Raw genomic sequence first — 21,857 nt, 5'->3', positions numbered from 1 at the left:
GCCTTTCCCATGCCGGGAAAGCCTTTGCTGTCACGAAATATTGAATGAAACGGGATCGTGCCGCAGAAGGCGGCGCATGCGGATCACTTCAAGGCCTCGGTGAACACACGCTCGATCTTTTCCTTGGTGGGAACTCCCTCGTGAACCTTCTCGTCGCCCACAAAGAAGGTAGGGACATACCAATAATCGTACCCCTGCGTCTTTCCGGCCTCGCGGTTTTCTTCAATCACTTCAATATCTACCTGGTTATATTCGGGATGCTCTTTCTTCAGCTCGTCCATCAATTCAAATGCGTGTCTGCAGTGCGGGCACCCGTCAAGCACCATCATCTTTACGTGTTTCGCCATGGCCTTACACCCTCTTTCCCGGTTGTTTTAATAAAGATACCCCGTCCCGCGCTTTTGTAAACCGTTCTTTTGGGGTATAATGAAGTAAACCGGCGAAAGGGATATAATGGTTTGAATTTTTTCGAGACTGTGTATACAATGGTAAGCAGGATACCGCGGGGAAAGGTCGCGACCTATGGGCAAATCGCGCGGCTGGCGGGCAATCCCCGCGCGGCGCGTATTGTGGGCTGCGCGCTGCATACGAGTCCCGACTGCGGCGGAATTCCATGCCACCGCGTGGTAAACCGGGAAGGACGGCTCGCCCCGGCGCCTGCCTTCGGCGGGACGGACGCGCAGAGAGGCCTGCTCGAAGCGGAGGGCGTGCGCGTAAGCGCGGAAGGATATGTGGATTTGGAAAAGTACCGCTGGAACGGCGGGAAAGAAACTACGTACGATAGAATAAAAATAATATAAAGGAGAAGAAATATGGCGGAAAAGAAGAAAAAGGGATTCATACAGGAATTTAAGGAATTTATCTCGCGCGGAAGCGTGATGGACCTCGCGGTCGGCGTAATCATTGGTACTGCGTTCACGGCGATCGTCAATTCGCTGGTGAGCGATATTATCATGCCGGTTATCACGCTCCTGACGGGCGGCCTCAATTTCTCGGACTGGTATATTCCGCTGTTTGGGGATTCCAAAATCATGGTGGGGAATTTCCTCAACGCGGTCATCAGCTTCCTGCTGATCGCCTTGGTCATCTTCATAATGATTAAAGCGCTCAACAGCATCCACCTGAAGAAGCCGGAGCCGGAGCCGGAAGAAAAGGCGGCCCGCCTGTGCCCGTATTGCAGGACGGAAATTGCGGACGATGCAACGCGCTGCCCCCACTGCACATCGATCCTGCCGGATGACGCATGCGTCGACGAGGCGGCGGCCAAAGCGAAAGCGGAATAATTTATTTATAATAGTTGGATGGAAATAAAAATGCCGGAATGGTTTCCGGCATTTTTATCGGTATGCGGGGGATGCGCCTGCCCAGCCTGTGGGCACGGAGAGCCCGGGCGGCAGTTTTGTGGCGTGGTCGCCGTCCGCCGCGTTCACCTGTATTTGCGTGAGGAAAAGGCTTTGGCTTAAATCCGCGCCCCTGATGTTCGCGCCGCGCATATCCGCGCCCAAAAAATTTGCTTTCCCAAGGGCGCAGCCTTCGAAATCCGCGGCAATGAGCAGCGACATGCTGAAATCCGTTCCATATAAATTCCGGCCGCGGAAGCTCTTGCCAATGCAGTCCGCGTCCGCGCGTTTCCCGTTCGCGGTTTTCCGTACTTCTCCGGTAATCCGCTTCAAAACCCGGTCCACACGCGCCTTGTAGCCGTAAACATCAAAGGCCGCCACCTCCGGCCCGCGCGCCGCTTCTTCATTTTCCGCGATCAAAGCGCGTATTTCTGCCGACGGCTCGATCCTCCAGGCTTCGCACAGGTACCAGAGCATCTGGTTCATCATTCGCACCGTGAGGAACGCTTCAAAGATTTCTCCCGCGCGGGAAGGCCGGTTCCGCCAGGTATCGCCGCCAAACAGCGCCGTCACCTTTTGTCCCGCGCCAAAACAGTCGTACGCCATGCAGCCGTGGAGGCCGCGTTCCGCGAGGCTGCCGTGCACGGCGCAGCGGAAATCCCTTTGCAGGTTCACGCACGGCGTTCCCATGTTTTTGTCCTCGGGAAAGCCGTCCGCTTTCGCAAAAAAGAGGGCCGCGCAGCACAGGCCGCTGCATGCCCCGCAATCGCTGTTTAATTTTGTAGTTACAATCTCCATACGCCCATTATAGCATAAAACGGCCCGCCGGGTTGCGGGGAAAAGGAAAACGTGTTACGATGGGGAAACTGCCGGTAAAAGAAAAACAGATATGGAAACCATACCCGTCCTGTTGCGATAATACGCATTAACAAAATAAATCCCGCGTGATTCACGCGGGATTTTTGCATATTCCGTGGGGCCGGGTTTTAATCCGGCCGCCTTTTTCCAGGGTTTATTTGAAATATTCGCAGGATTTTCCCGCCGATAATTGACAATACTATGCCCGAATGGTATATTATTCTCGAAAAGTATCATTTAGAGTGAATTTTTCGGTATGCAGTAATGCGTATTATCGCAATAAAGCAGGCGGGTTCCCCGAAATTTGCGGGAAATGGGCAGATTCGTCGAACAAAAGACAGTGCGATAAAAACAGTACCGGGAAATAAAAGCATTATTCATGACGGTGCGATAAATTACGATTGAATTATAGTTTATATAAAGTGAATAGTCAATAATAAAAAGACAATGCGCATATTAAACATAAAATATAATTTTGAAAACATGCACAACAAAAGACAATGTGAATAAAAAATGAGGAGCGAGACAATGAAGATTACTACAATTTACGCGGCGAAAATACTGGGCTATATCACACAAAACGGAAATTCGTTGACCACTGCGGGGGAAATTGTGGAAAACGTGGGAATTTCTTATCAGTATTGCCTGAAGGTAATGAACGAAATGAAACGTGCGGGAATATTGGTCTCGGAACAAGGCTGCAAAGGCGGCTACCGACTGAAAGCAACACAGGAAGACGTCAGTCTGTACGACGTACTCGAGCTGTTCGAATATAACCGTTCCGCAGACAGGGAAAAAGAGCGGGAAGAACTGGCGAAGGACCCCTTCAACCAATTCATGAAGCATATCCACGAAAAAGAGGCGGAGGACCTCCGGCATTTTACCATCCGCGATGTCTACGGGAAGGAAAACAATATTGAAACGCTTATGCGGGAAAAACCGGCGGTCGCAAAATAAAAGCCCGGGCGGGAAAAGGAAGCGCAGGCGGGCGGCGAAATGATAGCGGCGGAAACAAAAAACGGCGGCTATGATTTTCACAGCCGCCGTTTTACCGTGTGTGAATCTGCGGGTCAGGTCTGTGCCTTCCCGGCGCTTTCCTGCGCCGCAAGCGCCGCTTTGTGCTTTTTTACGCTGTGCGCCGCGACAACCTCCCCCACGGCGACCGCGCAGGCGACGCCGATAATCAAGGGAACGTTGACCATATTTGTTCCATCCGGCGCTTCTTCAAAGAAGGTGAAAAACAGCGTCATGCACAGCAGCGCGAACGGAACCGCGGCAACGAGGAAAATACGTGCTTTCCCGCCTTTCACGCGGTAAGGACGCTCGCGGTCCGGGTCCACCTTGCGCAGCCGCCAAAAAGAGGGAAACAGAAATAGATAGCATGCGAGCAAAAGGTCCACGTTAAGCGCGAAAAACATCCAGAATACGTCCGTGCCGCTCCCGGTCACTTCCATTACGGCGGCAGTAATCAGGAGTACGGAAATCACCACGCCGTTCGTGAGGTTCGCGCCCAGCGGCATACCTTCCTTTTTGCTCTTGGATGCAAGGAAATGGGGCAGGGTGCCGTATTGCGCGGCGTGCTGGGTCACATAGTTCACCCCGAGCGACCACGTAAGCATGTTCGTGATAAGCGTGAAGAGGAACAGGAAACCGCATGTAAGGATCAGGATTCCGCCCGAAGACCCGGCGAGGATGCGCAGGCTGTCGATAAAGCCGCTTGCCTTGGAAAGCTCGGCCGTGGGAATGGCCACCCCGATGCCAAAGGTTGCAAACAGGTAAAACGCGGTAATCAGGATTCCGCCCCAGATGATGGCGCGCGGCAGCTCCTTTTTGGGGTTCTGCATATCGCCCGCATAGGTGGTCACGACTTCAAAGCCGATAAAATTGAAAATAATGATGGAAATAAAAGGGAGCCCCGCCGCGTTTGGCAGGAAATCCGCGAAGGAATCCGCCGGGTTGGCGACTCCGCGCGTCACGGCTGCGTACACCCCGAGGCCGCCGAGGATCAGGATCAACCCGGCTTTAATCAGGGCACCGATGTTTACCAGCCATTTGCTTTCGCTGATGTGGTAATTGGACAGCAGGACCACCAGCCATACGATGGCCAGCTGGACGGCGAGTCCGGTCAGCGGCGGGACGGAAATTCCCGTCGTCGCCGTAAATACCTGCGTAAACATCACAAGCGTAGAAGTAATCCAGATCGGAAAATTAATCCAGTAATAAAACGCCGCCCGCGACCCGGTGCGGATGCCGAACGCTCGTTTCACCCAGTCGCACAGGCCGCCTTCATCTTCATATGTGGTGCCGAGCTCGGCGTTCACAAGGCCGTAAGGCACAAAGAAACCAAGCAATAAAAGAATCCACCAGAAATACTGCGAGTTGCCGATCGCCGCCGCGGGCGCCACCGCGTCGATGGTAAGCACGACGCATACTGCCGCCAGGATGGCGTCGAATAGACGGAGTTTTCTTTTGGCCATAGCTTTCTCCCGGTTCAGGGTTTGACGTGGAAGTGGCAACATAAATAAGCGCTTTCATGATACCATGTTCCTAAAATGGCAGTAAATACGTTTCAAACAAAAGGATAACGCGTTCCATCATGTGAAAATCCGTTCCACACGGCGGAAAAATATTCCATCCCTTCATCAAAAACGGGCCGCGCCGCGGCCCGTACCTGCGCATACGCCCTGCGGCGATGCCTATTTATAACCGGTTTTTCAGGGTTTCAATCATCGTTTCCAGCGTCTTTAAGCGCGCATAATATTTGCAGTTCGATTCCACAGCCGTCCACGGCGCGTAATCGGTATTCGTATAGCGGAACATGTCGTCCACAGCCTGCGTATACGCGTCCCATTTGCCGCGGTTACGCCAATCCTCCTCCGTGATTTTCCATTGCTTTTCGGGTGTGTTTTGCCTGTCTTCAAAACGCCTCAGCTGTTCGTCCTTGTCGATGGCCAGCCAGAATTTGAAAATGACCGCGCCCCACCTTGCCAGCAGGGCTTCAAATTCATTGATTTCATTGTATGCCTGGTTAATCCGCGCGATGGGCGTAAGGCCCTCCACGCGTTCCACCAGCACACGGCCATACCATGTGCGGTCAAAGATCGCAAAATGTCCGGTGCGGGGCAGCGCGCGCCAAAACCGCCACAGGTATTGATGGTTCAGCTCGTCCGGCGAAGGCGCGGCTATAGGCGTAACCGCATATCCGCGCGCGTCCAGGGCGGCGGCCACGCGCTTGATGTTGCCGCCCTTCCCGGCGGCGTCGTTGCCCTCGTAGGCTACGATCACAGGGATTTTTTTAAGGTATAATTTGTTCTGCAGCCTAAAAAGCCGATTTTGGCATTCGGCAAGGCGTTCGCGGTATTCCGCTTCTTTCACGCTTTTATTAAGCTCCAGCTGCCCGATGGTACCGTGGGGAAGCGGGCGAATATGCGGATTGACCTTTGGCGCGAAGGCTTCCCCGCGCACCTTTTCCCGCTTCCGGGCGAGCGCTTTTTCAAGGCCCTCCACAATGGAAGAGAACACCGCGCCCCGCACATACCGCTTATCCGTTGCGGCGACCACATGCCAGGGCGCATACGGCGTATCGGTCTTTTCGATCAGCGTCTCGGAAAAATCCGTAATCTCGCCGTGGCGCTTCAGGTTTTTAAAATCCCCGCCGGTCACCCGCCATGCCGTATTTTTAACCTTCCGCAAGGCCTCGAGGCGTTTTTTCTGTTCCTTTTTCCCGATGTACAAAAAATATTTCAGGATCAGGTAACCGTCGTCCGCAAGCTGGCGCTCAAATGTGTTCACTTCCCGGAGGCGCTGTTTCAGTTCTTTTTTTGACTGCGCCCCGATGGGGAGGGCGCTGTACCATGCACGGTCGAAAATTGCCATGCGTCCATAGGAAGGGATTTTTTCCATAAACCGCGCGAGCCACGGCAGGCGCAGCTCGGAGGGCTCCGGCGGGCGCGTGTTGTATACGGTAAAACCGCGCGCGTCGAAGTTCAGGATCAGGAAATTGGTGATCTCTCCCTTGCCTGCGGCGGAAAGCCCCTCAAACATGATTATGACGGGAATTTTCTCCCTGATAATTTCCTGTTGGAGCGTCACCAGCCGGGGCTTCAGCTCCTCCATCAGCGGTTCATATTCTTCCTTCGGCAGGCATGCTTTTAAATCCAGTTCCTTTAACATAGCGCTTCCTTCTTTCTACCCGCGAATGGCGGGAGCCATGATATATCCCCGCGCCTGCCTGCCGTGATCGTAAAATGTTCCTGAAAGCTTCCATACGGGCAGGTTTTGACCGGCGGCGGACATACCCCAATCGTAAACCAGTTCGGCACTGTTTAAAACGGCCTTTTGCGGGTGCGTGGTAACCGTATCAAATTCAACGGCCACATAACACCGGTGCGTTTTCAAGATTTCCGCAAGCGCCTCGTCCGGCGGCGCCAGCTCCGCCTCGCGGTAGGGCGCGTATTGGTACAGGCCGGAATAAACCTCGTAAATTCCATCGCTGTCAAGCATCACATCAATCCCGCCCGAGAATGCGGGATTGTTTTCCGGCGCGCGGAAAGAAACATGTTTGCCGCTCACACGCTCCGAGCCGTCTGTGTTCACGCCGAGCGAATCCTGTACCTCCGCCCCGGAAAGGCCGTCTGTCCACAAGCCGCGTTCCCGCAGGAACGCCTCCGCTTGCGCGGCAATTTCACCGTCTGTTCCACGGGGCGGAAATCCGCCCGGGTTGCGCAGGTGGAGCATCCAGTCCCCGTCCGGAAATACGGTCAGGGATTCCCCGCCCGCGGCCGCGAGAACCAAATGCGCCCCATCCTTTCGGGGCTGTCCCCCGAGGGCGAGTTTTCCGGCAAGCTCCGTCATACGGTCCTCCTGGGATGCGGCGCGCAAATAGGTCATGGCCGTCCGGGGATATTCCTCCCGCCCCACAAACTCGGCCTCCTCCGGCGTCATGAGGGTATAGGAAAACCCATATTTGAATTCCCGCCCGTTTTCCGCGGCGGCTGCGCAGGCCAGCACCACGGGGATTACCGCCAACACGGCGGCCCACGCAATTTTTTCGCGCAAAGGGTATGCTTTCTTTTTTGCAAATAAGGAAATAAGGGCAAAGAGCGAATATCCGATGGCCCCGCCCAGGGTGTTTAGTATGATGTCGTCAATGTCGAACGCCCGGCCGCCCGGCAGGACTACCTGCAACACCTCGATGATAAGCGTCGCGCCAAAGGAGATGAGAACCGCCTTGTAAAGCCTGTCCACCTTGGGAAATACCCACGGCAGGAACACCCCCATGGGCACAAACATCAGTATGTTAAGGAAAATAAGCTGTAACGCAACCTCCGATGTGGTAAGAAGGGCGTCTGCAATGCCCGAAAACGGAACGAGGTTCACGCCGCCCTGCATGTCAAACCCGCTGGGGACAAGGGTCAGCATCCCCACGCAAACGAGGTAAACCAAAAAGAGGTAACGCAGCGCGTGCGCCCCGGCCCTGGCGGGAAACCGTTTGCGGGTCAGGAGCCATATCAGGGCATACGACGGCGCGGCCAAAAGCAGCCCCCAAAGCCCTGTTTGCAGCATTATATCAAGGTTGCCGCCCATATCTCCAAAATACATCGTTTACCTCGCCGGATATTGGTTTTCCTGATGAAGGATCGCCCCGGGTGCGGGGGGCAGGCCCACGCGCTTCCCGCTTGTTGCTTCAGGCGCATTGCCGCCAGCCTAAGCATGTAAAATCGCCGTACCGGGAAGCGGTTATTTAAGCATCTCCCGCACAATGGCCGCGATATGGATTTGGGCCGTGTCGAGCGCGGGGACCGAAAGGTCGCCCGGACGAATGATCAGCGGAAGCTCCGTACAGCCGAGCACAACCGCATCGGCATGCGAATTGCGGATCAGCTCCTCCGTAAATTCAATCAAATCTTCCTTGTCCTCCGGGTCGATTACCCCTTCCTCAAGCTTTGGAAAAATGATGCTGTGTACGAACTCCCGGCCTTCCCAGTCGGGAATCAGCGCCTCGATTCCGTACTGCGGGAACATTTCCGTATAAAGGCCGCTTGTCATGGTGAATTTCGTACCCAGTATAATGACCCGCGCGCATCCGGCGTCCGCGGCGTGGCGGCAGGTCGCCTCCACAATACTCACAAGGGGCAGGGGAGACTTTTCCTCGAGCGAGCGGAATACAATGTGCGGGGTATTGGAAGCGATGGCCGCAAATTCCGCGCCCGCGCTTTTCAGGTTGCGCACGGCGGCAAGCAGCATGGAAACAAGGGGGCTCCACGCCTCCTGGGCCACAAATCCAAGCATTTCCGTCATGTCCACGCTCTCGAGCGTAAGGGCGGGATAGCTGCCGTCATTTTTTGCGGTACGATACCCGTCCACGATTCCACTGTAATAGTCGAGCGTAGATACGGGCCCCATCCCGCCAATGATTCCTGCTTTTTTCATGAGATTCCTCCGGTGCGTTCGTTCTGGTTCCAGTGTACCGCCTGCGCGCCCCTGCGTCAATATAAACGCGCCGCGCGATGCGGCCTGTGGGGAGCCCCGCGCCTTTTGCCGTGAGCCACACACACGGTGCGCCGGAAGAAAAAAACGGGGATCGTTTGATAACGATCCCCGTATCCCGCATAAGCTTGTATCTTAAAAGCTCTCGAACTGTGCAACGCCCCTGGTCATGAGATCGCGGTAAAGCACAATATCCAGGATAGTCACAAGCACAAACGCAACGAGCACCACCCATGTGCCGACAAATACCGCAAGGATCGCCGGGACAATGGAGAGCAGCATCCCCACCAGCATGGTTACAAGCACGGGCTTGCTCTGCTTGACAACCGTCACCTCGTTCGTCCAGTCGAAATTCGGGCTGCCAAGGTTTGATTTCAGCCCGAACAGGGCGGAAAAATAACTGTACGCGAGCGGAAGCGCATACATCAGCACAATAAACAGCGGGTCGGGCGAAAGCGCAAGGTTAAAGAGCGTCCCGCAGACGATGACCGTGGGAATATAAATCGTCAGCGCTACGTTCAGCTTGGCCTTTAAGATCAGGCGCGTATCCACCGGAAGCGATTTCACAATCCAGAGGTTTTTCCCCTCGAGGGAAATGGCCGATGCCGTCGTGCTCGCGATAACAATGAAGAACGCGATGCCGAGGGGCGCGGCCGCCGACAACAGGTGCGCGAACCCGGGAATATCGGAATATACCCCGAACCCGTCCACGCCCGAAACCAGCAGGATAACGGACACCACCACCAGGAGCAGCGGCCCCACCGCCGTATTGAGTACGTACTGCGAGGAAGAGAAGTACCGTTTCATTTCCTTTTTGAACAGCGCTTTTTTCGGCGACGTTTCCTTGAGCTCCGTCATTTTATAGTTCGCCGCCGCACGGGTCGTCGTGATGGACGTGTTGAGCTTTTTGAACAGCTTGGCCACCACCGCCGTAAACACCGCGAACGCGCCGAAGGAGATTACAAGGAACAGGACCAGCGCAAGGATGTCGAAGCCGCCGACGGCGTTACCGTAAAGCGCGGTCATCGGATAAATGCTTGTGAGCACGTTGTTGACCATGCCGCCCACATCCGCGAAATTCATCATGATGTCGCCGGAGTTGGTCCAGAATCCAAGCCACACGACCATAAACGCCACAAATGCCACCACCGTCAGGATCACGCTCATGCCGTTTTTGCGTTTGAAGCGGGAAGCCGCCATGGCAATCAGCGTACCGATCACCGTCGCAATAATAATGGGCAGCATGGGAATCGCGAACAGCGTTATGATAAAGAACGGGTAAAACGCCGCGGCCGGCTGTGCAATAATCGCGTAGGCCACGCCCGCCGGCACCATCACACCCAAAACGAAGAGGATGTTCAAAAAATACAGGATCAGAACGCGGCTTGCAATCAGCGTGCTTGTCTTAATGGGAAGCGCCATCTGCAAATCGTAATCGCGGAACCCGAACAGCGTGCCGTTCACCTTGTAGATCGTGGTAAACAGCACCATGACGGACGCGGCCATCATCATGATGTTAAGCACAATATATTCCGCGCCCAAAGGCTGCAGGCTCGCCATCATGCCCATGCTCATGCCGAATACGGCAAATATAATCATGATATAGCAAAAGACCAGCAAGACCGTCATGCCTGTGGATTTGGAACGCTTTTCGTGCGTATACCTCGCCTTGTTGAAGCCGAACGAGGTACGCATATATGTTTTCAGTAATAAACCAAGATTATTCATCGATTAACTCCAAAAATACGTCTTCCAGGCTTTCGTCGCCCTTGACTTCCTCAAGATTCCCCGCGCGCAGCAGCTTCCCGCCCTTGATGATGGCAATCTTATTACACAGCTTTTCCGCCACCTCAAGCACATGCGTGGAAAAGAAAATCGCGCTGCCGTTTTCGCACATTTCGTGCATCAGCTGCTTGACCGTGTGCGCCGCCTTCGGGTCGAGCCCCACGAACGGCTCGTCCAGCACCAGCAGCTTCGGTTTGTGGATCAGCGCGGAAATCAGCGCCAGCTTTTGCTTCATGCCGTGCGAATACGACGAAATAAGGTCGCCGAGGTTCGCCGTAATCTCGAAAAGATCGGCATACTGCTTAATCAACGCCTCGCGCTCCGCCTTCGGGATCGTGAAAATATCGCCGATGAAGTTGAGGTACTGGATGCCCGTCATGCTGTCGTACAGGTCCGGATTGTCCGGGATATATGCGGTAATCCGTTTGCATTCGATGGGATGTTCCTTGATGGACATGCCGTCAATTTCAATTTCGCCGCTGTCAAAATCCATAATCCCGACCACCGCCTTGATCGTCGTGGTTTTGCCCGCGCCGTTGTGCCCGATGAAACCGTAGATATCCCCGTCTTCCACGGTGAGCGACAGGTCGTCGACCGCCTTTGTTCCGCCTTTGTAGCTCTTGGTAAAATGTTTGATTTTGAGCATTTCTTTTCCCTCCAACAAAACCCCCGGGCGCGCCGTTCCTTTCCGCCGCCCGGTTATGGCCCCATCATATCACGTGGTCAAGTGACTGTCAATGAGTTTCACATGAATTAATTAATTTTTAATAATTGCCTAAAGTGCTGTTTCCAATAAAAAACGGCCGCATACAGGCCGCTCATACTCCCGTTAAATGCTCGATGAGGATTTTTGTACCGATGGCTACGAGGACCAGCCCGCCGACGATCATGGCTTTTTTCTCAAAGGTGCTGCCAAGGCGTTTCCCCGCGACCGCCCCCGCAAAGCTTATCAGGAAGGTGGTAACGCCGATAACCGCCGCCCCTGCGGCAATATTGGCTTTCACGATGGCGAGGCTTACCCCCACGGCAAGCGCGTCGATGCTCGTGGCGACGGCCATAAAAAATAATGTTTTATGAGAAAGCATGTTGTCGCGCACATCGCACGCCTGCTTTTCTTCCTTGCCGCGTACGGCGTCCACCACCATCTTAATGCCGATAAACGCCAGAAGGCCAAAGGCGATCCAGTGGTCGAACGCCCGGATATAATCGATGACCGAAATGCCGAGCAGCCAGCCGAGCGTGGGCATAAGCGCCTGGAAACCACCGAAATACAGGGCGATTTTAACGGCCTCGCGCTTTTTGAGGTCGGGCACGCAAATGCCCGTGGACACCGAAACCGCAAGCGCATCCATCGAAAGGCTCACGCCGAGCAGGATAAATGATAAAATGTCCAATGCAACGTTCTCCTAAAAATCGAATAGACTTCATTATAATATGAAAAAGCCGTTTTTACAATACAAACCCGCACCCGCCGGAAAACGGAAAACCTTCCGCACAAAAAAATACGGCGGGAGGTTCCTCCCGCCGCGTCCGCGTCCCTTTTTACATCGACGCCTTATAAATGTTAATTACATCCTCCACCGTGACCGGCACGGGGCATACGTTCATGTTGCCGCCCATTGCTTCAAACGAATCCGCCGCCATTGTGGGCAGCATATCTTCGGTTACGCCGAAGGAAGAGAGGGAAACGTCCTGCCCGAACTGCGCGAGGAAGCCCTTCATGGTTTTTCCGCAGTTTTTTGCGAGGGTTTCCTCATCCTGCGCGGGGTCCGCGCCCATAATCACCGCCACCTTCGCGAATTTTTTAATATCGCTTTTCCAGGTGTATTCCGTCACCGCCACCGCGATGGAGGAAAGGGCAAGGCCGTGCGGGGTGTTATAGTGGCCGCTGATGCTGTGGCCCATGCCGTGGATAATGTGCGTTCCCGAAATGCTGATTGCGGGTCCCGCGATTGTGTTGGCAAAAGACATTGCGCTGCGCGCCTCGATATCCTGCGGGTTGTCGAGGCATTTTTTGAGGTTCTCCGCAACCAACTCCATCGCCCGTACCGCGAAAAGGTCCGTGAAATCGTTGGCAATGGTGGAAACATACGATTCATATGCATGGAAAAACACGTCGATTCCCGTATTGGCGGTAACGCTTTTTGGCATGGAAAGCGTAAGCTCGGGGTCCACGATGGAAATAGCGGGATACATCACGGGCGACCAGCCAAACCCCGGTTTCTTTCCCGTTTCCGGATCGGTCACCACCGCCCACGGGGTTGCTTCGCTGCCGGTGCCCGCCGTGGTCGTAACGGCAATCATGGGCAGCGTTTTAATTTCCTCCGCGGTTTTCCCGGCATATTTCCCATCCAGCACATAGTCGCGCACGCTGCCGCCCGATGCGCACAGCATGGCGATAATCTTTGCCGAATCGAGCGAGCTGCCCCCGCCCACGCCGATGACAAAATCACACTTGTTCGCACGCGCGAAATCCGCGCCCTCGTCCACCACGGACATCAGCGGATTTTCATTGATTTTGGCGAATACGAAGGATTCCACGCCCTGCTCTTTCAGCAGCGCCTGTATTTTGTCCAGCAGCGCCGTTTTTTCCGGGCGCACGCCTTTCCCGGCAACCACAGCGGCGCGTTTGCCGAGTTGTTTTGCATATTTCCCAACCGTGTCCACGCAACCTGCGCCGAACACAATTTTTTCCGGTATATCCGCAACAAAGCTTTTCATAATAATTCCTCCCCAAAGTTCGTTTTTTCCCAGTATACCACAGGCCGCCCCTTTTGACAGGAAAAAATAAAAGGTCTCCTGCCGCAAAAAACGGCCGTACGGCGTCCTTATGTATTCCCGCCGGGTGCGGCTGCCTTAAGCCTGGTGCGCATCCATTTTTTCGCGTACAATGCGCGCGGCCTCCGCCGGGTCGGACGCCCCGGTAATGCCCTCGCCGATAATAATAACGTCCGGGTCCATGGACGTATAGCTTTCGATGTTCGCGGGGTTGATGCCGCCTGCAAGCGCAAGCTTCGCATATTTCACAAAGCCCTTCATTTCGCGCATGAACGTGGAAAAATCCTTGCCGCTTGCCTGCGTATCCTTGGCGGTATGCAGGCAAATATAATCCGCGCCCATGGCACCCAATTCACCGATGCGCCGGGGAAGATCGGGGTACGCGATCATGTCGACCATAATTTCACCGCCGTGCTTTGCCGCAGCGTCGATTGCCCCTTTAAGCGTCGCGTCCTCCGCGGCGGCAAGCGCCGTCACAATGTCCGCGCCCGCTTCAAACGCGGCGTTCGCCTCGTAAAAGCCGCCATCCATAATTTTGAGGTCGGCCAGGATTTTAAGATGCGGATACCGCGGCCGAAGCTCCTGTATGGTAAGGAGCCCCTTTTCAATGATGAGGGGCGTGCCCACCTCGATAAAATCGATATATCCGGAGATACGGTCCACGCAGTCGCAAATAATTTGCGTATTGCAGTTGCAGTCAAACGCTACCTGAAGTTTCATAATAATTTACCACCCTTTTTTTAATACTGATAGCATTATTATAAATGGAAATGATACCGGAATCAATTGGAATACATATAATATCACATTGAATTCGTTGCGGATTGTGCCTGTGAAAAATTGAAAAAACCTTTTGCATTTTATGGTATACTGGGGTTAGCATACGGCACACCAAACGATACGCCCGAAGCAAGGGCTTTTGCCCGCAGCGGCGGCCGTAGGGATTCGGCTTTCCGCGCCCTGTCCGGGGCGCAATGAAAAGGGGTGGGTTTCAAGTGACAAAAGCAAAACGTGTCCTGCGTGTAATCGGCATTATTCTTGCGGTGATCGTGGCCCTGATCGCGGTCCTGCTCATTTTCCTGACCGTAACGGAATATAAGCCCGGGCCGGTGGAAGAGGTGGCCGTCACGGGAACGTCCGGAAAACTCCCGGACGGGCATGTGCGCGTGCTCACCTGCAACATCGGTTACGCGGGCCTGGGCAAAAACCAGGACTTTTTCATGGACGGGGGAAGCATGGTGCGCCCCGCTGAAAAAACGGATGTGGAAACAAATTTGCAGGGAATCGGAAACACCCTGCTGGAAAACCCGGCGGACGCCGTATTCGTACAGGAAGCGGACGTCGATTCGCACCGTTCGTATAATATCGACGAAGCGGAATACCTCGCGGGCCTCACGGGGAAAAACGCCGCCCTTGCATATAATTTCAAGGCCGCGTTTGTGCCCTATCCCATTCCCATGATCGGGAAGGTGGAGGGCGGGCTCCTTACGCTTACGGATTACGGGGTGGAAAGCGCCTCGCGCGTGGCGCTGCCCGTTCCCTTCAAGTGGCCCGTCAGCACCTGCAACCTGAAGCGCTGCCTGCTCGTATGCCGCGTGCCCTATGAAGGGCGCGAGCTGGTGCTCGTGAACCTGCACCTTGAAGCATACGACGACGGGGAAGGAAAGATCGCGCAGACGAATATGCTGATGGATTTTCTGACCGAAGAATATGAGAAGGGCAATTATGTGATCGCGGGCGGGGATTTCAACCAGACCTTCCCGGATATCGCGCAGTATCCCGCGATCGATACGGAAAACTGGGCGCCCGGGGTTCTGGATGCAGACATGCTGCCCGAAGGCTGGCAGTTTGCGGTGGATGCATCCTCGCCCACCTGCAGGCTTCTTTCCGGCCCGTACACCGGCGACCGCGAGCAAACGCAGCTTTATGTGATCGACGGCTTCATCCTGTCGCCCAATGTGTTCCTGAATTCCGTGCAGACCCTTGACCTCGACTTTGAATATGCAGACCATAACCCGGTCATGCTGGATGTGGAGTTACAATAAAACATGGATCGAAACGATATCAATCAACCCGGGCAGGCCCCGGGACCTTCAAATCAACCGATAGAACCCGGCGGGGCTGCCGGGCGGGAAAGCGCTTCCGGTGCGCCGGCGCCCAAGCGGGAAAATTCCGGGCAAGGCCCGGTGGCACCCGACGATGATTACGCAGGCGGCGGGGCTGCCGGGCGGGAAAGCGCTTCCGATGCGCTGGCGCCCAAGCGGGAAAATTCCGGGCAAGGCCCGGTGACGCTCGATGAAATGGAGCAAATGCTTGACGAGCTTGCGGCGGAGTTGCCGGAGGTGTTTTTCCGCGAGCTGAACGGGGGCATTGTGCTGCTTCCGCAGACGGAACGCCATCCGCGCGGGCAGGGCGGCCTGTATACCCTCGGCTGCTATTTTTCCGGCGGGGAAATGGGCCGTTATATCGCAATTTATTACGGGTCCTTTTTGCGCGTTTTTCCGCATGCGCCGCGGGAGGAAATTCGCAGGGAGCTGCGCAAAACGCTGCGGCACGAATTCCGCCACCATGTGGAATCCCTGTGCGGCGAAAACGGCCTTGAAGTGGAAGATGAGATTTTTTTGCAGAATTACCTGCGTTCGCGGGGCGGAAAATAAAACGGGGGGGAGTCTCTCTATGAAAAAATTGATCGTATTGCTTTTGGCGGCGGCATTGATGCTCGGCGCGTGTTCTTCGCAGCCCCTTCCCACCGCGGAACCCACGCCGGAGCGGACCGAGGCGCAGGCAACGCCCAGTCCCGCGCCGCAGCCTACGGCGCCCCCGCCGGAGGTGGAAAAGCTGGCGGCGGAATTTCCCTTTGAATATCCTTCGCTGACCGCGCTCTATCCGCAGGATGGGGAAAAAGGCTATGAAATTGTCCTGGACCATCCGGAAGTGACGGCCGCCCTCATAGAGGCCTGTGATGCATGGATGGCCGGAGTATCGGAATATTGCGGGCGGCAGTTCAAAGCCTATTACGGGGATTGCGTTTGGGGCGGCAGCAGCGAAACGCGGGTGCCCGCGTGGCAGGTGCTTGCCGCGGCGGCGCTTTCGTGCGAAACGCCCGCGGAATTTATTTCTATGCTTCCGGCGCTCGTCACCCCGTCCGTCGGCGTAATTGCGGATGGGGAAGAGCGTATGAATTTTGAATTTGCATTGACTCCGAAAACCCCGCAGGAGGCGTTCCCCCTCTCGGCCCGGGTCGGCGACCCAATTCCCTCCGCATTTTTCACAAGCACCTACCTGCTGACCATCTATGACGAAGCGGGGGAGGTCATTGAAAACAACGGGACATTGCCAGAGCTTTCCGAACAGATCACTTTCCCCTTTGAAGAACGCTACGATTTCAACGACTGCTGGTACGACGACCGCGACGGCGGCGCACGGCGGCATACGGGAACGGATATCCTGTGCCCGGAGGGCACGCCGGAGCTTGCCTGTGTGGACGGAACAATCCTTGCCGTGGGCGGCGGGGAAGGGACGGGAAACTATGTGGTGCTCGAAGGCGCGGACGGCACGCAGTATCACTATTACCATATGGTGGAGGTGTCGCAGCTCGCGGCGCCGGGGGACGAGGTGAAACGCGGCGATCCCATCGGCCTTGCGGGCAATACGGGCAACAGCACCGCCAACCATTTGCACATTGCCATTATCGCGCCAAGCGGCGTGTACGTGAATCCGTATCCGTACCTTGTCGATGCGGAAAATATCTGATATCTGAACGGCATGTTTTTTGCGTGAAATGCATTCCCGCATTCCACGGATTATGCCCCGCGCGTCCCTGATACGCAGGAATTTCCCCAACCGCGCGGGGTATTTTTGCGTTCCCTCCATGCATATCGCCAATTGACTTTACGCCCTAAATGGCCGATAATAAAAAGGTATATCGAAATTTATTGATTGCCGGAGGCGAAAGCAAGTTGAACTTCACAGAAAACGAAAAAAAATGGCAGGAAAAATGGGCGGAGACGGGCATTTACAAATACGATAAAAACAGCAAAAAGCCCAAGCATTATGTACTGGAAATGTTTTCCTATCCCTCGGGTGCGAAGCTGCACGTGGGGCATTGGTATAACTACAGCCTTTCGGATACCTATGCGCGCTTCATGCGCATGAACGGCTATAACGTGTTCCATCCGATGGGCTTTGACGCATTCGGGCTTCCCGCGGAAAACTATGCGATCAAAACGGGCATCCATCCGCAGGATTCCACCATGCAGAATATCGAAACCATGCAGGAGCAGTTAAAGGCGATCGGCGGCACGTGGGACTGGAACTATGAAGTGGTCACCTGCCTGCCCGACTATTATAAATGGACGCAGTGGTGCTTTTTGCAGCTCTATAAGCATGGCCTTGCCTACCGCAAGGCGGCCCCGGTGAACTGGTGCCCGTCGTGCAATACGGTGCTTGCGAACGAGCAGGTCATTGACGGCGAGTGCGAACGCTGCGGGACGCAGGTCACCAAAAAGCACCTGACCCAGTGGTTCTTTAAAATTACGGATTACGCGGAGCAGCTCCTGGAAGGCCTCGACCGCATCGACTGGCCGGAAAAGACCAAGCTGATGCAGAAAAACTGGATCGGCAAATCGCAGGGCGGGGAAGTGAAGTTTGATATTGCAGGCGGCGGGGATTTCACCGTGTTCACCACCCGCGCGGATACGCTCTGCGGCTGTACCTACGTGGTCATCTCGCCCGAGCATCCGTTGGTGGAGCAGATCACCACCTCCGTACAGCTTCCGGCGGTAAAGGAATACCAGGAATACGCGGCGCGCGCCAGCGAAATAGACCGCCTGTCCACCACGCGCGAAAAAACGGGCGTGTTCACGGGCGCATATGCGGTCAATCCCATCAACGGACGCAAGGTGCCGATCTGGACGGCGGATTACGTGCTCGCAAGCTATGGCACGGGCTGCGTGATGGCGGTTCCCGCGCACGACGAGCGCGATTATGCTTTTGCGGAAAAATATAACCTGCCCATAGAGCGCGTCATCAAATCGAAGGACGGCTCGGACGACGCGCTCCCCTATACGGAATACGGCATTCTCGTAAACAGCGGAAAATACGACGGACTTACCACCGAAGAGGGCAAAAAGGCGATCCTCGAAGACCTCGCAAAAGAGGAACGCGGCGGCTTTAAAACAAATTACCGCCTGCGCGACTGGCTGGTTTCCCGCCAGCGTTATTGGGGCGCGCCCATCCCGATGGTATACTGCGAAAAATGCGGGGAAGTGCCGGTGCCCGAATCCGAGCTCCCGGTGAAGCTCCCGTACGATGTGGATTTCACGCCGGACGGCACCTCGCCCCTTGCGAAGCATGAGGAATTCGTGAACACCACCTGCCCCGTTTGCGGCGGCCCGGCGAAGCGCGACGTGGACACGATGGACACCTTTGTCTGCTCCTCGTGGTACTACCTGCGCTATCCCGACAATAAGGACGAAAAGGAAGCGTGGAACAAGGAAATCATCGACGGTATGCTTCCCGTGGATAAATATATCGGCGGCGCGGAGCATGCGTGCATGCACCTGCTGTACGCGCGGTTTTTCACCAAGGCGTTCAAGGATATGGGGTATGTCGATTTTGACGAACCGTTCTCGTCCCTCGTGCATCAGGGCGTAATTTTGGGGCCGGACGGCGAAAAAATGAGCAAGAGCCGGGGCAACGTCATTTCCCCGGACGAACTGATTAAAAAATACGGCTCGGACACCTTGCGCATGTATCTGGCGTTCGGCTTCAACTATGTGGAAGGCGGCCCATGGAACGATGACGGAATCAAGGCGGTGAACCGCTTCCTCGAGCGTGTGGAGCGCCTTGTAGACGCGGTGGCCCCCATGCAGGGCGGCAGCGGAGAGCCGGATTTTGACGTGAATTACCAGCTTAACTATGCAATCAAAAACGTGGCGCGGGATATCCCGCAGTTTTCGTTCAATACGGCGGTCGCGCGCATTATGGAGCTTGTGAACGCGATGTATAAATATATGGACGGCCAGCCGGACGCGGCGTTCCTGCGGGAGGTGGCAAAAAAGCTGTGCCTGCTCCTCGCGCCGTTCGCCCCGCATTTTGCGGAGGAAATGTGGTCGCGCCTCGGCGGGGAATATTCGATCTTCAACCAGGATTTCCCGGTGTGCGACGAAAGCGCCCTGAAGCGCCCGGTTGTGAATATGGCGGTACAGCTGAACGGAAAGGTGCGCGCGAAATTCGATATCGCCGCGGATGCCTCCAAGGAAGAGGTCGAGCAGTATGTGCGCGGCGAGTTTGCGGAGCTGTGGGCGGGGAAGGAGATCGTGAAATTTATCGTGGTTCCCGGCCGCATCGTAAATATTGTAGTCAAATAAAAAAACCGGGGTTTGCGTCAAACGAAGCCCCGGTTTTTTCTCGGAAAACGGCATGGAACGGCGGCGGGCAGGCCGCCGTTCGGTGCCGGGGTTTGCCTGGAAGGTGAAAAGGGCTGTTGGCGAAAGAAAAGAATAAAAATGCCTTGTCCTCACGAAATTTTTGTGGTAAAATCATTAATGCTGTAACGGATGGAACCACCTTCCGAAAATTGAATCTGTGTTGGAGCAGTGGCTGAGTTGGCTTAAGGCGCACGATTGGAAATAGTATTTTTATTCAAAAAAGCGCATATACAGCGTATAAAACCAGCCTTAATATACACATGGAGCAGTGGCTGAGATGGCTGAAGGCGCGCGATTGGAAATCGCGTTAGCGTTAATAGCGCTACGGAGGTTCGAATCCTCTCTGCTCCGCCAAACCCCACAACCATACGGTTTGTGGGGTTTTTCTTTTGCAATTTCTTCTTGCTTTTTTCCTGTCGAATATAAAAATGGTGCCAAAAAGCTCCGATTCTGGCACCATAAACTATTTTTTCACTTAAAATCCTTATACAATTTGATTGCATAAATGGTGCCATAAATGGTGCCAAGATAACATAAAACATTATAAACAGTTGTGTAAAGATGTAATGATATTTGTAATTACAGCCCTATTTCAATAATTTCCCCTTTTTCTTTTTTTGTCGTATCCTCCTTTTTTTCTTGCAAAAATACTTCACTATGATATTTTTCTAAAACCTCTTCTTTTCGTTTTAATCGTACATTTATATATCGTTCAGTAACGGCTTCAAGATTACCTGATATATGCAATTCCTGTCCTATTCCTTTTAAGGACTGCCCCAATATATCGCCAACAGTGAAAAAATCGCCTGTGAGTTCGTGCAAGTTTGTTGCCGCTGTATGCCGTAGATCATGGAAACGCATATGTGGCATTTCAAGACGACGCAACAACTGTGCCCAGCCTTTAGAAACAATAGAGGGATTTATGGGGGTACCGTCCGGCTGGGCGACCAATAATTTGTTGTCATAATAGGGCTTCCCGGACAATTCAGCCAACCGCTTTTGTTCTTCAATTATAGCAAAATGTCGTATGAAAAACGAGCGTGTCTCTTTTGTAATTGGTAAAATTCTGCTTAGCGACTTAGGGGGTGCCATCTCTTTTACAATATGCGTTCCCTTTGGCAGTTTAAAGGGTAGTTGTTCAACAACACCAAAAACATTTTTATCAAGATCAATATTCGATAATCGTAATCCAAGTATTTCATTGCGTCGCATACCATAAAGCCCACCTAAAATAACGGGCATTTCCCATTTTGTACCAACGATATTACTCATAAGCTGCTGTACTTGTTTCACAGTATAAGGCGGCGGGATTTCCCCCCTCCCTGTAAACTTTGTTGTGGTATCTCGAACCGGGTTGTATTCGATATAGTGATATTTTCGAGCGTGCTCCATAGCAATATTAAGGGTTGAACAAGTATAGCGCACTGTGTTTTGCACATAACCCCTATCAAACAGTTTATTCAGCATATCGTCAACAATGGGAGGAGTTACTTCATTGATTTTTAAATGTCCGATGAGCGGTATAATATGATTTTCAATATTTGATTTATACCCCCGCAATGTAGCAGGGCGCAAGTTTTTTTCTCCATACGATTCTATCCAGCCCCGCAGATATTCTTCAACGGTCTGCTTACCTTGTGCCGTTACAGCCGGGATAAAGGCGGGATTGCTCAACTTAATTTTCATTTCGGCTTCATGCTTCTTTGCAAGAGTCTGTGTAGCAAATCCCTTTTTTGAATATGTTTTTAATCCGTCAGGGGTTCGGTATTTGATATTAACGTCATATACCGTCCCCGGTTTTCCTGTCAAAATACCGTCGGCATTTCTTCGGTTCTTTACTTTTCTTGCTTGTACCGCCATTTAGTCCCCCCTTTCTTGATTTTCAGCAACAATTTTGTTTCGCTCGTAATAGTCCCAAATGGCAGCGTCGGCAATTAAGCGACGGTTTCCGTTTTGCAAGTATTCCAACTCGCCATTATCCATAAGATCACGCAATTTATTTTCTCCAATGCCGCTAACACGGCTCATAAGTTCCGGGGTTTTCAGCATAGGCAGCATTGCGGGTTTTGGATTATCTTCTTTTTTTGCCAAATAGCAACATCTCCTTTTTGATAGATTAAAAAATCTAAGCAAATCGGACGGCTGCGGGCCGGGCAGCTCCACGGGGTTATGTCGC

Annotated in this window: 20 protein-coding genes and 1 tRNA gene; 8 read left to right on the top strand and 13 right to left on the bottom strand. The window is 53.9% G+C overall.

Features of this window, described 5'->3' with window-relative positions; genetic code table 11:
• Nucleotides 1-83 precede the first annotated feature (83 nt).
• Entirely contained in the window at nt 84-347 is a 264-nt protein-coding gene (locus BBD38_RS04625) for a glutaredoxin family protein (protein WP_066685119.1), read from the bottom strand.
• A 111-nt stretch (nt 348-458) separates the two neighbouring features.
• Here BBD38_RS04625 and BBD38_RS04620 point away from each other — a divergent pair, with 111 nt between their 5' ends.
• Nucleotides 459-800, top strand: a complete 342-nt coding sequence (locus BBD38_RS04620) for an MGMT family protein (RefSeq protein WP_082989487.1) — start codon at nt 459-461, stop codon at nt 798-800.
• Between the two features lie 12 nt (nt 801-812).
• Complete coding sequence (gene mscL, locus BBD38_RS04615) at nt 813-1,283, top strand: large conductance mechanosensitive channel protein MscL (protein ID WP_066685116.1); 471 nt, start codon at nt 813-815, stop codon at nt 1,281-1,283.
• Nucleotides 1,284-1,337: 54 nt separating this feature from the next.
• On the opposite strand, the gene BBD38_RS04610 is transcribed toward mscL, so the two are convergent.
• Nucleotides 1,338-2,138 (bottom strand): pentapeptide repeat-containing protein, encoded by an 801-nt coding sequence (locus BBD38_RS04610; protein ID WP_066685113.1) that lies wholly within the window; start codon nt 2,136-2,138, stop codon nt 1,338-1,340.
• A 588-nt stretch (nt 2,139-2,726) separates the two neighbouring features.
• Between BBD38_RS04610 and BBD38_RS04605 the strand changes: the two genes are divergently transcribed.
• Nucleotides 2,727-3,155 carry an RrF2 family transcriptional regulator gene (locus tag BBD38_RS04605; RefSeq protein WP_066685110.1) on the top strand — a complete coding sequence of 143 codons (429 nt, stop codon included), beginning with the start codon at nt 2,727-2,729 and terminating at the stop codon, nt 3,153-3,155.
• A 113-nt stretch (nt 3,156-3,268) separates the two neighbouring features.
• Here BBD38_RS04605 and BBD38_RS04600 read toward each other — a convergent pair whose 3' ends face one another.
• From BBD38_RS04600 to hxlA, 9 genes are all read right to left on the bottom strand, one after another.
• Nucleotides 3,269-4,675 carry an APC family permease gene (locus BBD38_RS04600; protein ID WP_066685102.1) on the bottom strand — a complete coding sequence of 469 codons (1,407 nt, stop codon included), beginning with the start codon at nt 4,673-4,675 and terminating at the stop codon, nt 3,269-3,271.
• Between the two features lie 223 nt (nt 4,676-4,898).
• On the bottom strand, nt 4,899-6,371 hold the full coding sequence (gene pap / locus BBD38_RS04595; RefSeq protein WP_066685099.1) for a polyphosphate:AMP phosphotransferase: 1,473 nt from the start codon (nt 6,369-6,371) through the stop codon (nt 4,899-4,901).
• 15 nt (nt 6,372-6,386) lie between these two features.
• Nucleotides 6,387-7,799, bottom strand: coding sequence for a VanZ family protein (locus tag BBD38_RS04590; protein WP_066685096.1), 1,413 nt, complete (start codon nt 7,797-7,799; stop codon nt 6,387-6,389).
• Between the two features lie 138 nt (nt 7,800-7,937).
• Nucleotides 7,938-8,630, bottom strand: a complete 693-nt coding sequence (locus BBD38_RS04585) for an aspartate/glutamate racemase family protein (protein WP_066685094.1) — start codon at nt 8,628-8,630, stop codon at nt 7,938-7,940.
• A 192-nt stretch (nt 8,631-8,822) separates the two neighbouring features.
• On the bottom strand, nt 8,823-10,415 hold the full coding sequence (locus tag BBD38_RS04580) for a putative ABC transporter permease subunit (RefSeq protein ID WP_066685092.1): 1,593 nt from the start codon (nt 10,413-10,415) through the stop codon (nt 8,823-8,825).
• Complete coding sequence (locus tag BBD38_RS04575) at nt 10,408-11,118, bottom strand: ABC transporter ATP-binding protein (RefSeq protein ID WP_066685089.1); 711 nt, start codon at nt 11,116-11,118, stop codon at nt 10,408-10,410. Before BBD38_RS04575 ends, BBD38_RS04580 begins: the two co-directional genes overlap by 8 nt.
• A gap of 172 nt (nt 11,119-11,290) precedes the next feature.
• Entirely contained in the window at nt 11,291-11,866 is a 576-nt protein-coding gene (locus BBD38_RS04570; RefSeq protein ID WP_207644631.1) for a manganese efflux pump MntP, read from the bottom strand.
• 148 nt (nt 11,867-12,014) lie between these two features.
• Nucleotides 12,015-13,193: an iron-containing alcohol dehydrogenase gene (locus tag BBD38_RS04565; RefSeq protein ID WP_066685420.1), complete on the bottom strand. Its 1,179-nt coding sequence runs from the start codon at nt 13,191-13,193 to the stop codon at nt 12,015-12,017.
• A gap of 135 nt (nt 13,194-13,328) precedes the next feature.
• Nucleotides 13,329-13,970 carry a 3-hexulose-6-phosphate synthase gene (gene hxlA, locus BBD38_RS04560; protein ID WP_066685086.1) on the bottom strand — a complete coding sequence of 214 codons (642 nt, stop codon included), beginning with the start codon at nt 13,968-13,970 and terminating at the stop codon, nt 13,329-13,331.
• Nucleotides 13,971-14,245: 275 nt separating this feature from the next.
• On the opposite strand from hxlA, the gene BBD38_RS04555 reads away from it, so the two are divergent.
• The 5 genes from BBD38_RS04555 (at nt 14,246) to BBD38_RS04535 (ending at nt 20,035) form a co-directional block, all read left to right on the top strand.
• On the top strand, nt 14,246-15,295 hold the full coding sequence (locus BBD38_RS04555; RefSeq protein WP_235829096.1) for an endonuclease/exonuclease/phosphatase family protein: 1,050 nt from the start codon (nt 14,246-14,248) through the stop codon (nt 15,293-15,295).
• Nucleotides 15,296-15,298: 3 nt separating this feature from the next.
• Entirely contained in the window at nt 15,299-15,907 is a 609-nt protein-coding gene (locus tag BBD38_RS14240) for a metallopeptidase family protein (protein WP_082989484.1), read from the top strand.
• 19 nt (nt 15,908-15,926) lie between these two features.
• Nucleotides 15,927-17,003, top strand: coding sequence for a M23 family metallopeptidase (locus BBD38_RS04545; protein ID WP_066685080.1), 1,077 nt, complete (start codon nt 15,927-15,929; stop codon nt 17,001-17,003).
• 149 nt (nt 17,004-17,152) lie between these two features.
• Nucleotides 17,153-19,621 (top strand): leucine--tRNA ligase, encoded by a 2,469-nt coding sequence (gene leuS / locus BBD38_RS04540; RefSeq protein WP_082989482.1) that lies wholly within the window; start codon nt 17,153-17,155, stop codon nt 19,619-19,621.
• A 322-nt stretch (nt 19,622-19,943) separates the two neighbouring features.
• Nucleotides 19,944-20,035: transfer RNA gene (locus BBD38_RS04535), tRNA-Ser, on the top strand.
• A 225-nt stretch (nt 20,036-20,260) separates the two neighbouring features.
• Here the strand turns inward: BBD38_RS04535 and BBD38_RS04530 are convergent.
• Both BBD38_RS04530 and BBD38_RS04525 read right to left on the bottom strand, forming a co-directional pair.
• Nucleotides 20,261-21,541 carry a tyrosine-type recombinase/integrase gene (locus BBD38_RS04530; RefSeq protein ID WP_066685075.1) on the bottom strand — a complete coding sequence of 427 codons (1,281 nt, stop codon included), beginning with the start codon at nt 21,539-21,541 and terminating at the stop codon, nt 20,261-20,263.
• Nucleotides 21,542-21,772, bottom strand: coding sequence for a DNA-binding protein (locus tag BBD38_RS04525; RefSeq protein ID WP_066685072.1), 231 nt, complete (start codon nt 21,770-21,772; stop codon nt 21,542-21,544). It abuts the gene before it with no gap.
• Nucleotides 21,773-21,857 lie beyond the last annotated feature (85 nt).

The sequence above is a fragment of the Christensenella intestinihominis genome (assembly GCF_001678845.1).
GTDB classification, from domain to species: Bacteria; Bacillota; Clostridia; order Christensenellales; family Christensenellaceae; genus Christensenella; species Christensenella intestinihominis.
Note: the sequence above shows the minus strand (reverse complement) of the source record. Positions and strands in the feature narration are given on the sequence as shown.

Coding starts and splice junctions, on each gene's coding strand:
- BBD38_RS04585 (WP_066685094.1), bottom strand. CDS start 8,630: ATGAAAAAAGCAGGAATCATTGGCGGGATGGGGCCCGTATCTACGCTC.
- BBD38_RS04580 (WP_066685092.1), bottom strand. CDS start 10,415: ATGAATAATCTTGGTTTATTACTGAAAACATATATGCGTACCTCGTTC.
- BBD38_RS04565 (WP_066685420.1), bottom strand. CDS start 13,193: ATGAAAAGCTTTGTTGCGGATATACCGGAAAAAATTGTGTTCGGCGCA.
- BBD38_RS04545 (WP_066685080.1), top strand. CDS start 15,927: ATGAAAAAATTGATCGTATTGCTTTTGGCGGCGGCATTGATGCTCGGC.
- BBD38_RS04610 (WP_066685113.1), bottom strand. CDS start 2,138: ATGGAGATTGTAACTACAAAATTAAACAGCGATTGCGGGGCATGCAGC.
- BBD38_RS04605 (WP_066685110.1), top strand. CDS start 2,727: ATGAAGATTACTACAATTTACGCGGCGAAAATACTGGGCTATATCACA.
- BBD38_RS14240 (WP_082989484.1), top strand. CDS start 15,299: ATGGATCGAAACGATATCAATCAACCCGGGCAGGCCCCGGGACCTTCA.
- BBD38_RS04600 (WP_066685102.1), bottom strand. CDS start 4,675: ATGGCCAAAAGAAAACTCCGTCTATTCGACGCCATCCTGGCGGCAGTA.
- mscL (WP_066685116.1), top strand. CDS start 813: ATGGCGGAAAAGAAGAAAAAGGGATTCATACAGGAATTTAAGGAATTT.
- BBD38_RS04625 (WP_066685119.1), bottom strand. CDS start 347: ATGGCGAAACACGTAAAGATGATGGTGCTTGACGGGTGCCCGCACTGC.
- pap (WP_066685099.1), bottom strand. CDS start 6,371: ATGTTAAAGGAACTGGATTTAAAAGCATGCCTGCCGAAGGAAGAATAT.
- BBD38_RS04530 (WP_066685075.1), bottom strand. CDS start 21,541: ATGGCGGTACAAGCAAGAAAAGTAAAGAACCGAAGAAATGCCGACGGT.
- BBD38_RS04575 (WP_066685089.1), bottom strand. CDS start 11,118: ATGCTCAAAATCAAACATTTTACCAAGAGCTACAAAGGCGGAACAAAG.
- hxlA (WP_066685086.1), bottom strand. CDS start 13,970: ATGAAACTTCAGGTAGCGTTTGACTGCAACTGCAATACGCAAATTATT.
- BBD38_RS04590 (WP_066685096.1), bottom strand. CDS start 7,799: ATGTATTTTGGAGATATGGGCGGCAACCTTGATATAATGCTGCAAACA.
- leuS (WP_082989482.1), top strand. CDS start 17,153: ATGGCCGATAATAAAAAGGTATATCGAAATTTATTGATTGCCGGAGGC.